The 13585-nt window shown below is 43.7% G+C and carries 8 protein-coding genes; 6 read left to right on the forward strand and 2 right to left on the reverse strand.

Annotated features, from left to right (window positions below; genetic code table 11):
- Window positions 1–73: 73 nt before the first annotated feature.
- The 4 genes from AC0YN7_RS00835 to AC0YN7_RS00850 all read left to right on the forward strand — a co-directional run bounded on the left by AC0YN7_RS00835 (window position 74) and on the right by AC0YN7_RS00850 (window position 10451).
- A complete protein-coding gene (locus AC0YN7_RS00835) occupies window positions 74–2725 on the forward strand; it encodes an Ig-like domain-containing protein (protein WP_475808050.1) in 2652 nt (883 codons plus the stop codon).
- A gap of 142 nt (window positions 2726–2867) precedes the next feature.
- The gene (locus AC0YN7_RS00840) at window positions 2868–5867 is read left to right on the forward strand and encodes a family 20 glycosylhydrolase (protein WP_475808051.1); all 3000 of its coding nucleotides are present in this window, start codon (window positions 2868–2870) and stop codon (window positions 5865–5867) included.
- Between the two features lie 194 nt (window positions 5868–6061).
- A complete protein-coding gene (locus tag AC0YN7_RS00845; protein WP_475808052.1) occupies window positions 6062–10285 on the forward strand; it encodes a discoidin domain-containing protein in 4224 nt (1407 codons plus the stop codon).
- On the forward strand, window positions 10227–10451 hold the full coding sequence (locus AC0YN7_RS00850; RefSeq protein WP_475808053.1) for a hypothetical protein: 225 nt from the start codon (window positions 10227–10229) through the stop codon (window positions 10449–10451). The genes AC0YN7_RS00845 and AC0YN7_RS00850 overlap by 59 nt, the downstream gene beginning before the upstream one ends.
- 119 nt (window positions 10452–10570) lie before the next feature.
- Here the strand turns inward: AC0YN7_RS00850 and AC0YN7_RS00855 are convergent, their stop codons facing one another.
- Both AC0YN7_RS00855 and AC0YN7_RS00860 read right to left on the reverse strand, forming a co-directional pair.
- Window positions 10571–11197: an FMN-dependent NADH-azoreductase gene (locus AC0YN7_RS00855; protein WP_475808054.1), complete on the reverse strand. Its 627-nt coding sequence runs from the start codon at window positions 11195–11197 to the stop codon at window positions 10571–10573.
- A gap of 111 nt (window positions 11198–11308) precedes the next feature.
- Complete coding sequence (locus AC0YN7_RS00860; RefSeq protein ID WP_475808055.1) at window positions 11309–11893, reverse strand: DUF3238 domain-containing protein; 585 nt, start codon at window positions 11891–11893, stop codon at window positions 11309–11311.
- A gap of 152 nt (window positions 11894–12045) precedes the next feature.
- On the opposite strand from AC0YN7_RS00860, the gene AC0YN7_RS00865 reads away from it, so the two are divergent.
- Both AC0YN7_RS00865 and AC0YN7_RS00870 read left to right on the forward strand, forming a co-directional pair.
- Window positions 12046–12519: a MarR family winged helix-turn-helix transcriptional regulator gene (locus AC0YN7_RS00865; protein ID WP_475808056.1), complete on the forward strand. Its 474-nt coding sequence runs from the start codon at window positions 12046–12048 to the stop codon at window positions 12517–12519.
- Between the two features lie 80 nt (window positions 12520–12599).
- Complete coding sequence (locus tag AC0YN7_RS00870) at window positions 12600–13535, forward strand: ADP-ribosylglycohydrolase family protein (protein ID WP_475808057.1); 936 nt, start codon at window positions 12600–12602, stop codon at window positions 13533–13535.
- The last annotated feature ends 50 nt before the right edge of the window (window positions 13536–13585 follow it).

The raw sequence follows: 13585 nt of genomic DNA on the forward strand, positions 1-13585 counted from the left end.
AAACAATGATTACCATGAACAAGCTATAAGGAGATGAAATGAATTGAGAATAGTAGCATAGAGGAGTGATAAAGTGAAAATATTAGTTGGAAAAATAGTGAGTATCATTTGCATCATCACGATGGTTCTATTTTCAATTCCGCTTCAGTCTTCATCGGCTGCTGAAGCATCAACTAACCCCAAGCCTAAAGTCATTCCTAGTTTGCAGCAATGGAGCGGGGATTCGGGCATGTTTACCATGAGTGAACATACTCGTCTAGTCATTCCCGGTGCTAGCGATTTTGAAGTGTACCAGCCTAACCCGAACAACGAACCGGTACCGAAAATTCGCTATGAGCAAAACTTCGAGGATAATCAGGTCGGAGGCTGGCAGCACGTAATAGGTACGGGGAGCGGCAGTATGGCTCTGGTAAGTGGTCCGACACAAGCAAGTCAGTATGCGCTTCAGCTTACGGCTAACAATGTAAACAACGTCTTTATCGATCAGAATTCGCCGAACATTAAGGATGGCGAGATCGAATTTCAGATCACGCCGACAAATACAGGCAATATTCGCGCGGGCATTATATTCCGTTATACGAGTAAGGATGCTTGGGCATCTGTCGGTTACGATAACGGCAGCTGGTATTGGGTGAATGCACAGGACAATTACGGACTGATGACCAACAATGCCGGGGCCAAACTGGCACAGGGCGTCACATCTACGGTGAAAGTGAAATTCGATGGATCGCTCATTACTCTGTTTGTTAACGGTATGCAGTATTACCAAGGTACATTGACCTCCCTCCCGAGCGCAGAAGGTAAGATGGGCGCCAGAGTGTTCGGTCCGACGGTAGCCGTCTTCGATAACTTCAAATATCGCAATAACGTGCCGGATACGGCAGTGCCTGTAACTGGAGTGCAGCTTGATAAACCGTCATTATCGTTAAAACTCGGGGATACGGCGGAGCTTTCAGCTACCGTATTGCCGGAGAATGCCACGAATAAGAACGTAATCTGGAAAAGCAGCGATGAGAATGTAGCGAAGATTGAACAAATTGGCGGCAAAGTGACGGTAATCACTAAAAATGCCGGCAGTGCAAAAATAACGGTGACTACGGCGGATGGCTCTTTTGTGGCAGAGTGTGTCATTACTGTAGAGGAATCATCCGCTCCAAGGCTAAGGGTTCTTACTTATAACATTCATCATGGTGCAGGTACCGATGGTGTTTTGAATTTGGATCGTATCGCGAATGTAATTAAGAGTGCGAATCCAGATGTTGTTGCACTTCAAGAAGTTGATGTAAATGTACCGCGTAGCGGAAAAGTAAACGAAGCGACGGAACTGGGAAGATTGACGGGCATGAATGTCATCTTTGGCAAAGCAATTGATTTTTCCGGAGGAGAATACGGCTTGGCGATTCTGTCCCGATTCCCGATCACCTCTTCGGAGAAAATTTTCTTACCAAATATAAGCGGCGGTGAGCAGCGGATTCTATTAACGGCCAAGATCGCTCCGCAAAACGGTCTCCCTGAGTTCACATTTACAGACACGCACCTTGAATATATTCAAGAAAGCATTCAAATGGCTCAGGTAAATAAAATCGTAGAGCATTATGGTACTACCTCTCCTTATATTTTAGCGGGTGACCTTAATGCAACTCCGGATACCGATGTCATAAAGACTTTGACGAATAAGTGGACTGATGCAACGTCTAACATTACCGATTGGACCAATTTGGAAGGCGGGAAAATTGACTATGTTATGTATGGCAACAACAATCAGTGGCGAGTAGCCAGTGCACAAGCGATCCACGAAGATATCGCTTCCGATCATAGACCGGTATTGGCCGTATTGGAATGGCTAGGTTCGCAGGAGCAAGCAGTGACCGGAGTGCAGTTGGATAAAACGGAGATAGCACTGCGTCCGGGCGAATCAGCAGAACTTGTGGCCACCGTATTGCCGGAGAACGCGAGCAACAAGAACGTCACGTGGAAAAGCAGCGATGAAGCGGTAGCCAAAGTGGAAACGAACGGTGGCAAAGCGGTCGTAACTGCCCTGAAGGAAGGAACCACAAGCATTACCGTCACGACTACTGAGGGCGGATTTACATCTGTCAGTAATATTACGGTGCGAGCGGGTACGGACAGTCCTGCGACAACGCTTAGCGGAGCAAGCTCCGCCACGGCAGGCAGTACGTTCGCAATCCGGCTGGGGCTGAAGGATATAACGCAAAATGTATACGGCCAGGATATCACGCTGAGCTATGACACGAGTGCTATGGAATTTGTTTCGGCGAAATCGTTGATAGAAGGCGTCAACATTGTCGAGTCTAGGGATCAAGCGGGTACGCTCCGCCTGATTATGGCGAGCCTGGGCGCCGATCATGCCGTTACGGGTATGTCAGAAGTAATCGAAATCGTCTTCAAGGCGAAGGACGTATCGGCGCCGGTTACCGGAACCATTGAGGTAACGGATGCAACGCTTGGCGATGACAAAGGAATCGAAACGGAAGCGATTGGTTCGTCAATCCGTATTCAGGTTACGCCAGTTCCGATAGGCATCCCGGGAGATGTCAACGGGGACGGAAAAGTCACCATCGGTGATTTAGGCCTCGCGGCGGCGAACTACGGCAAGGACTCTACGAGTCCGGATTGGCAGCTCATCAAAGGCGTGGATATGAATGGCGACGGTAAAATCGACATCGAGGATCTTGCTGCCATTGCCAGAATACTCATTCAATAGCTTCATATAAGAAAGGTGAGACGAAGGAGCGGGAAACTTCTCCTTCGCCTCAAAATGAAGCTTAGAATTGTTTTTTGGGTTCAATATCGACAGACAATAGGCATGACCTAAAGGAAATATAAAATGTAGAAGAGGTGAAAGAATGATAAAAAAATCAATTGTTAAAAAAGTAGTTTCTACAGCCTTCGCTTTACTTTTATCAGTGAATATTATGAGCTCAATTCCTAATATTGCTAACGCTGCAACAAGTCAGCCTTCGATATTGCCAAAGCCTGTTAGCTATACCGTTGGATCCGGGCAATTTCTTTTAGCACAAACCGCGTCCATCTTTGTAGCTGGTAATACCGCTGAGGAAACAGATGAGCTATTCAAAATTGGGCAAGTACTCGCCAATAAGCTGAATGCATCGACAGGGTACCAGATCAGCGTCATAAAATCAAACAATCCAAGTGCAGGTAGTATTTACCTAACTACAATAGGTGGAAATGCTGCCCTAGGCAATGAGGGTTATGATTTAATCACAACTTCCAATCAAGTTACAATCACTGCCAATAAACCGGTAGGTGTTTTTAGAGGCAATCAAACCTTATTCCAGCTCTTACCGGCAGATATTGAAAAGAACACCGTTGTATCCGGGGTACAATGGGCGATCCCTAATTCCAATATTAGTGATAAACCTGCTTACGAATATCGTGGACTCATGCTTGATGTGGCACGACACTTCTTTACCGTGGATCAAGTTAAACGTCAGATCGATCTGGCATCGCAGTATAAGATCAACAAGTTTCATATGCATTTGTCAGATGATCAGGGTTGGCGTATTGAAATTAAATCCAGACCTGATCTGGTGGAGATTGGAAGCAAGGGACAGGTAGGCGGTGGTCCTGGCGGACACTACACACAGGAGCAGTTTAAAGAAATCGTCAACTATGCGGCTGAACGATATGTTGAAGTCATTCCAGAAATCGATATGCCTGGTCATACGAATGCCGCTTTAGCTTCCTATGGTGAACTAAATCCTGATGGCAATAGAAAAGCTATGCGTACCGATATAGCAGTTGGGTATAGCACACTAATGCCCCGATCAGAGGTTACCTATGAATTTGTTGATGATGTCATTAGTGAGCTTGCTGCAATATCACCTTCACCGTATATTCATATTGGAGGAGATGAAGCTGATTCAACTTCATCTGCTGATTACGATTACTTTATTGGAAGAGTTACAGCTATTGTTAATAGTTATGGTAAGAAAGTGGTTGGATGGGACCCATCGGATACTTCAAGCGGAGCAACTAGCGATTCTGTTCTGCAGAACTGGCATTGTAACGCTTCAACTGGAACTTCGGCGAAAGCAAAAGGGATGAAAGTCATCGTATCCCCAGCAAACGCTTATCTCGACATGAAATACTACAGTAACTCGCCAATTGGCTTACAATGGAGAGGATTTGTCAATACAAGCAGAGCTTATAATTGGGATCCAACTGATTGTATATCAGGAGCAAATATTTATGGGGTTGAAAGTACATTATGGTCAGAAACCTTTGTGACTCAAGATCATTTGGATTATATGCTTTACCCAAAATTAATAGCGAATGCTGAAGTCGGCTGGACGGCTAAGAGCGATAGAAACTGGGATGATTTTAAAGAGAGAGTAAACGGTCATACTTCAAGATTACAAAATAAAGGAATTAAATTTTTCGCCGATCCTGCTGTATGGGAGGCTCCGATTGTCCCAATTAATTCCGAATGGAAGATGGATGAAGGAACTGGGACTGTAGTAGTCGATACGTCAGGTTATAAGAATGGCGCTCTAGTTGGCGGCGCAACGTGGACAGAGGGTAAACATGGAAGCGGGGTGAGTTTTAATGGAAGCACCGGCTACATTAATCTAGGCGGCGAAGATATAACAGGAAACTGGACAATAGGCGCTTGGGTTTACGGGAAGCCGAACACGGTAAGTAATGAGGTGCTTCTAAGCGGCTCATCTTCATCAATTAAGATTAACCAGTGGAATAAAACAGGTAAAGTCGGGATTTCCATTTATGGTGTTGATGACTATATGTACAATTATAGTATTCCTGCCAACCAATGGACTCATCTGACTTTTGTAGGCACAAGCACCGGAACTGCTCTTTATGAAAATGGTGTGCTAAAAGAAAAAATCGCTGTTAAAATGAATGGCCCAATGGCATCTGTTGGAGTAGAAAAAACGCCAGGGACTGGAACTTTAACTTCTTTTTTCAAAGGCAGTTTGGATGAATTGAGAATTTTCAACAGGGAACTAAGCGCTAGCGAGATTGTTGCTTTGACAAAATCATCAACAGAGCCGAGAGCAGTATTAACAGGTCCTCAGTCGGTGATTGCAGGCCAAACGGTTGATCTAACGATGGGATTGGCCGACGTTCCTCAAAGTGAATACAAGCAACTCTATGCGCAAGACTTAACACTTCACTATGATGCTACAAAATTACAATTTGATTCGGTTACATCGCTGAAAGAAGGATTTCAGATTATTGAGCAAAAGGAGACAGCACCTGGTCAAATCCGGATTCTTGCTGCCAGTGTGGGTGTAAACCAAGGGGTGCTTGCTCAAGGCAATATGTTTGCTTTCAAATTTACAGCGAAATCAGCTAGCGATGCAACGACAATTACAGTAGACAATATTGTGATTGCAAACGGACAAGGGAATGAACTGGAGCTTAACGGAGCCTCCCATGAAATACGAATTAGTATATCTGTGGATAAATCACTCTTGAATGCTTTAATCACAAGTGCTCAAGCTAAGTACGATGCTGCAGTGGAAGGCAATGAGCACGGGTTATATACGATTGGAGCCAAAGTGCAATTGCAGTCGGCTATCGATGCGGCTCATACAACAGCAAACGATCCGAATGCGACCCAGCAGCAGGTGGATAGTGCGAAAGCCACATTGGAAGAGAAGATTCAAGTGTTTGACAGCAAGAAAATAAACGCCGATATCAATGGACAAAGTGGTGTCACGATTGGAGACTTGGCTATCGTTGCAAGTGCCTATGGAACACAAAAAGGTCAAGCAAATTGGAATGAGAAAGCGGATGTGAATCACGACGGTAAAGTTGACATATTAGACCTTGCAATCGTAGCCAATGCGATCTTGCAATAGAACAGCCTGTACAATGTTTAATTGAAGGCCGGATGGCATGATCTTTGTTGCGAAATTTTGGATTGATCGGTAACGAGAAGGGGAGAGCCAATGTTCTCCCCTTTTCAATTAGACATGTTTCATAAATATCCAATTTGATTTCATCCGCTATCCTGTACATTTATTACTGTAGTGAATCTATAAATGGAGGTTTAATGATGAAGACAATGAATTCCCGTAAATCAAAACGATGGCTAGCAACCTTTTTGATAGCGACAACGGTTGCTTCTCAGCTTCCTATACATTCCAATGTCTTTGCTGCAACGGCAGGTGATTTGGCGCTGAATAATCCCGTCACGGTCTCATCCTCTGAAACAAGCGGCTTCTCCGCACAGAAAGCGGTAGACGGCGATTCTACGACACGCTGGTCAAGCCTTTACACAGATGGGGAATGGATCTCAGTGGATTTGGGTCAAATCTATGAAATAAATGGTGTCAAGCTGAATTGGGAAGCAGCATACGGCAAAGGATACAAAATTCAAGTATCGACGGACGGAAATACGTGGAAAGATGTGTTTACCACGGGCACGGGAGACGGTGGATTCGATTATATAACTTTCGATCCGGTCCAAGCGAAATTCGTCAAAATGCAGGGAACAAGCCGCGCTACGAGATACGGTTATTCATTATATGACCTCGAGGTCTTTGAACCGACGAATGAAGTTACAGGCATTCAAATGAACCAGACGAGACTCACGATCAAGGAAGGCGAGCTTGGGAAATTGGAAGCGTTACTGCAGCCGTTTAATACGTCCAATAACCAGATCAACTGGACAACTAGCGATGCGTCAGTTGTGAAAATTGTAAGCGCTAGCGGCGGCAAAGCTACACTAGATGGTATAAAGGAAGGCACATCAACCGTGACTGCCACAACAGCGGACGGCACCAAGCTGACAACGGCTACGGTTAAGGTTGCTAAAGAAATCATTAATCCTTTTAATCCTAATTACCGCGCCTTCGAGCCGCCGCCATCGACTTACCAATATAATGAATTTCAGCTTGCGGGCAGCGTCCAATTCGAGAAGAATAACGCACAAATTCGATCCCACAAAAATAAATGGACCGTTCGCATACCAGGGCAGACAGTGAAGGATGAATTGACATTGGGCGATGTAACGGTGACCGGGTTGCCAAATGGATTAAGTTACGATTTAAAGAAAAGCTCCAATGAGACGATCGACATCATTGTGAAGGGCAGCGTCGCAGTTCCGGTTCAAGATGATACACCTATTCAAATAGTAGTGAAGCAAAGCGCCTTTAGCGGGACAAAAGACCTCGAGCCGATACCAGCAATAATTCATTATGGCGGACTTGAAATTCCTTCGTTCGCCCAAGTCAACTGGGCAAATCAAGAGATCGGGATGTTCATGCATATTAACCGTCATCCCAATGGTTCAGCCCTGCCACCGTCGCAAATGACATTGTCAAAATTGAATACGGATCAATGGGCAGACGTTGCCGAAAGTTTGGGCGCGAAATATATGGTTGTCGTTATTAAACATATGGATGGTTTCGCATGGTGGAATTCCCCGGATAATGTTCTCGGTATCCATCAGATACCTTATAAAGACGGAGAAGGCGACGTCATGGCGGATCTCGCCAAATCTGCGAAAGAGCGCGGGCTGAAACTTGGATTCTACCTCTCCCCGCAAGACAAAGCTTTTGGTGCTGGATTGGGAGGTACGATTAGTGATCCAAACAAAATGGAAGAGTATGTTGACTACTATGTACGGCAGTTGGAGGAATTAACGACGAAATATGGCGATATTTTTGAAATTTGGTTCGATGGTAATTTGGATCCTCGTCTCGTAGAGCGTGTAAAAGAAACGATCGACCGCAATCAGCCGAATACGATACAGTTCCAAGGCACATACAACCTGGTGCGCTGGGTAGGCAACGAGGGAGGAAGTAAACCGTATAAGCCATGGAATACGGTCTCTCAGGCCGGTTTGGATCGATTTATGAACAAAGAAGGTGATGTGACGAGTGATTATAGCGATCCGAACGGCGTTTATTGGCTGCCGAATGAGACGGATACCAGTTTGCATGAAGGCGGAACATACGAAGGACAGTGGTTCGGGGGAACGCCAAAGCCGCTGAATACGCTGGTAAATGCCTTCTACAATTCGGTAGGAGAAGGAACAAATTTGCTGTTGAACGTATCGCCGCAGACCGATGGCATGATTCCCGATAATTATGTTCAGCGGGCCAAGGAGTTAGGGAACACCATTTCGGAACGGGTCGGCAATCCACTTGCCGTCACCAAAGGGGAAGGCAAGACGATCGAGCTTGACTTGAACGGTGCCAAGGAGATCGACCATATCATTGCCATGGAAGATATCGCATTTGGTGAAAGAGTCCGAAAATATACGTATGAAGGACAAAAGGAAGACGGAACATGGATAAAGCTTGCGGATGGCGATGCGATCGGCCACAAGCATATTATCAAATTGAATCCCGTAACGCTCAAGAAAGTTCGTCTGCAAATCAGCGAATCCGTTCTGACGCCGAAAATTTCGAAATTATATGTTACTCGAACGGGTGTTACAACCTTAGATCTAACACCGCCAACGATTCCAACCGAACTTAAGGGCGAGGCGAAGAATGATACCTCCGTTACGTTATCCTGGAAAGCCGCCTCAGATCCGGAAACGGGAATTAAACAATATTATATTTACCGTAACGGGATTAAGGTCGGAGAAACGTCTGGAGCAAATTACACCGATAACGGATTAATCGAGGCGAGTGAGTATACGTACCAGGTGTCGGCTGTAAATGGTCAAGGAATGGAGGGAGAGAAGAGCGGTACGGTGACCGTTCGAACAGGCGTGGATACGACTCCTCCTATGGTTGATAAAGTAACATCTCTCCAGAACGATAAGATTTCCGTTATATTCAACGAGCCTGTCGATCCGCATACTGCGCAAAATATAGAAAATTATGTACTGGACACACAAATCTCTGTGCGCTCTGCCGTGTTGGTAGACGACAGGACGGTGGAACTGACGCTAGCTGTACCGCTTGAGGAATTGAAAAGTTATACCCTTACGATGAATGGGATTAAAGATCGTGCGGCTGCGTCAAACACAATTGCAGCGAATACGAAAATCACATTCAAGGGCAATGCGAGTCTTGAACAATATTTTCAATTCGACGAGAATCAGGGCAATACTGTAGTCAATAAAGTAACGGGACAAAGCAGCAACATTCAAGGACCGGCTCCGCTCTGGGTGGAAGGCAAAGCTGGTCAAGCGCTCGACTTTAACGGCAAGGATCACTCGATCATTATTGATCCAATTGTTACTCGCTCTAACTTCACGTTATCAGTCTGGATCAATCCGCGTTCATTTGATGATAAAAAAATGATTTTATCGCAGGGACAGCAGAACAAATCTCCATATCAATGGGATTGGTGGATTTCGAAAGGGAGAATGTACTTCCAAATAACAAACGAACTTGGCCAAGATTTTGGTCTATATGAGTTTGTTACGCCGGCAGGCTCGATCCCACTTAATGAATGGTCCCATGTTGCCGTTACTCGGGATGGGAATAAATATAAAATGTTAATAAATGGGGAAGTGGCAGCAGAGAAGGTGATCTCCGGATTTATCGATCAACCCTATAACCCTTACCAATTTCGGATTGGTTCTAGATTGAATGAGAACGGATCGACATTGGTGAATGTGTTCGATGGCGCGTTAGACGAAATTCGTTTATATAGCAAGCCGCTATCGAACGAAGAAGTGCGCAACCTATACACGTCAGTTAACGTGGTACCTACTGTAGATCCTGCTGCTGTGTTAACAGGTGCGCAAACGGTTCAGGCGGGAGATACCTTCAAGCTGAATTTGGGATTGGAAAGAGTCAAGGGGATTTATGCCGAGGATATAGTCTTTAATTTCGATCCGAATATGTTCGAATTCGTCTCGGCAAAATCGCTGCGGACGGGAACGGAAATTCTGGATATGGTCAAAGAGCCCTTAGGCAAGCTCCGCTTCATTCTTGCAAGCCAGGGTGGCGACCATGCTATTGACGGGGATGCTCAACTATTGGAACTAACGTTCCGGGCGAAGGATACAAATGAGGATACTTCCGGGATTGTGGAGCTGAGTAAAGCGCTATTAGCGGATGGACTTGGCCAAGAGACACTGCTTCCGAATGTATCCGCAACAATCGACATTTTGGCAGCCGGCATGATCGAGGATGTGAATAAAAACGGCAAGGTCACCGTTGGCGATCTGGCAATGATCTCATTCTATTATGGCAAAGATCAATCCGACGGCGACTGGCAGGAAGCGAAGAAAGCGGATGTGAACCGTGATGGCAAAGTGGACATTTCCGATTTGTCGATGGTTGCAAGCAAGATCATTGGCGGTTGATGCCTCAATTAAGCGTCATGCCGATGCTGGCAGTCACATCCTAACGGCAATCGGAGATGCTAGTGTCATTGTGGGCCAATCCTTTGATGTGACCTACGTCTTGAGCAATATTACAGAAAGCGTGTATGCGCTGGATCAAACGATCCATTATTACCCGACCCAATAGGAATTAGGCAAAATAATATTTTAAATGGCTTCCGCTTCGTCGTATAAGACGATAGAGGAAGCCATTTTTATGCAGCCTGATCGATTTTACACCTTATTGAGGTAGCAATTATAAGTAAATTAAAACGTACTTGCTACTTTAACAGCTTTTTCAAGCCCTGCGGCAATAATTTCTTTTGCTTTATTAGGGAATTGGTTGTGACCTTCAATTATTACTGTCGTTATATCTTTTACACCGAAGAAACTCATCATGCTTGTCATATATTTAACAGACATTTCCACTTCAGACGCTGGTCCATTAGAATATACACCGCCACTTGCATTTAATAATGCAACTTTCTTATTTCCAAGGAGACCTACTGGACCTTCTGAACTATATTTAAATGTTTTGCCTGCGCGGTTTAAGTAATCAAGATATGTGTGAAGTACAGCTGGGATTGTTAAATTCCATAATGGAAAACCAAATACTACTTTATCAGCTGCAAGAAATTGATCTAAATATTTATCAGCAACAGCTACTGTGTTTGCTTCCTTTACTGTTAAATCAAGTCCTTTATTAGCCTTAAATGTTCCGTTAATCATGTCTACTCCTACATATGGCAATTCTTCATTGTATAAATCAAGCTCTGCCACTGTATCATTTGGATGTGATTCTTTATAGCTCGCTAAAAAAGTTTCATATAATTTCACGCTAACCGATTGTTCGGCTGGACGATTGTTTGCTTTTACAAATAATACTGTTGTCATTTTCTGTTCCTCTCGTGTTGCCATATTTTCTGCGAAATTGTCTTGATTCATACACGAACCAAAGGCAATTACGTGCTCTTATTTTTGATGACAAAGTGTCGAACATTGATTTTACAATATTTTTTTAAAACTATACTCCATTTCTCCAGCCATAGCTTCAGGAGTATCACCAGTTTCTCTGAAATCATGCGTATAAATTTGTTCAAACGGTCCAAAGTTTACTTGCTTATAAAATTCAAAACAAGGAAATCCATCATGTGCTCCTTGCATATTGACAGTACCATCTTTTTTGACATGTACTATTAATAGGTAGTCAACAGGAGGAGCATATACATTTAATGGATTGCTAGCACTTGCATTCATTTGAAACTTGACGTCATCAGAACCCCATACAATATCAGTACACAAAATACCTTCTGTACTAGCTTTTCCTTTTTTTTTAATAACAGAACCATCTGGAGTTGTGACTCTTTCTGTTGTTATGCCAGTATTTGCATATGTGAAAATTTCTTTTTTGTAAAAATCTACAACTACTTCTTGTTCAACTCTGGAGCGCATAGCGTTGACAGCATATGGTGTAAACTCACGTGAGTCACCTTCGAATTGGATTATGTTTCCCGTTTGATTATCTTTCTTAGGTTCAGTCCAGGACATAGGGATAAATACGCTTGCTCTAATTTTAACGATATTAGCCATGAGAAACCTCCATAAAGTATTGATTTTTATTTCAGCGAATCCTATTTCTTTTATAAGTGAAACATAGTCAATTTGATTGACCATGTTTAGCATAGTACAATAGGACTTAAATAAAGTCAACTTAATTGACTTTATCTGAGGAGGTTTTATGTATGAATCATCAAATATATAGTGAATTGGATTTCACATCACTTTTGTCATTTTCCTTTAATGCATTGATTGATGAATTACATGGCAGATTGAGCGAATTAGGGTTTGCAGATATTAGACCTGCACATGGCTTTATGTTTAAATATATGACTACTAGTGGAGCAACAGGTATAGAACTAGCTGAGTATTTAGGCATTACAAAGCAGGCTGTAAGTAAAATGGTGGATTATCTAGAGAAAAATGGTTATGTAATACGTCAGAATCATCCCACTGATAAAAGGGGGAAAATTATTATTTTGACCGAACGAGGTTGGTTAGTAGTGAAAGCAAAAGAGAAGATCCTAACTGAGATTGAGGGACGCTGGATTGAAGACATAGGTATCGAACGAATGCAAATGCTCAAAGAAGATTTAACAAAATTAGTTTATAAAGCAAATGAAGGAAAATTATCATCTAGGTCAAGACCTGTTTGGTAAATATTATAACCAACGCTTCGCTACCCGATGTCACATTGGCTTCGATCAGTATTAAACACTCTTATTTGGAGGTCAATCAGATGGTAAACGATAATCGATTTCGTGGTTGTTTTATTGGTCTTGCTATAGGGGATGCGCTTGGTACGACAGTAGAATTCAGTGCTCCGGGTACATTTGATCCGGTAACGGATATCGTCGGCGGTGGTGTATTTGGTCTGCAGCCTGGTCAATGGACGGATGATACTTCAATGGCATTATGTCTTATGGAGAGTTTAATTCAATCAAACGGATTTGACCCTGAAGATCAAGTGCATCGTTATGTACAATGGTTTAGAAAAGGTCACCTTAGCAGTACAGGGACATGTTTTGATATAGGGAATGCGACAAGACAAGCATTGTTGCATTTTGAACGTACTGGCGAGGCTTATTGCGGATCTATGGATCTGTATTCCGCAGGAAATGGATCGATCATGCGGTTAGCCCCCGTTCCAATGTATTATGCTCAGGATCCCTATCGCGCTATTGAATATGCGGAACAAAGCTCCCGAACAACACATGCAGCACAGGAATGCATTGAGGCATGCGGCATTATGTCTGCTATCATACTATCTGGTTTGCACGGATCAACGAAAGAACAGATGCTTGATCCTGAAGCTTATACTCAATGGAGGAAAAAAGAAGTTTTAAGTGAAAGAGTCGCAGATATCTTGGGAGGGTCCTATAAGAGAAAAGAACCTCCAGTGATTCAGGGGACAGGGTATGTGATCCAATCACTAGAAGCAGCGCTGTGGGCATTTTACAAGTCTTCCAGCTTTGAAGAAGGAGCCTTATTGGCGGTTAATCTTGGGGATGATGCTGATACAACAGGGGCTGTATTTGGACAGATCGCAGGGGCTTTTTATGGATACAGCGGAATTCCAGAGAAATGGTATCGCAAACTGGCCATGAAAGACCTTATGGATCAATATGTTGATCAACTTTATGCCAAGAGCAAGAATATAGTTACCCACAAATGATTCGTACAGAACCGATGAAACGTACATCAAAATCTCGACACAAGTGAAGA

It is taken from the genome of Paenibacillus sp. J31R122 (genome assembly GCF_056269185.1).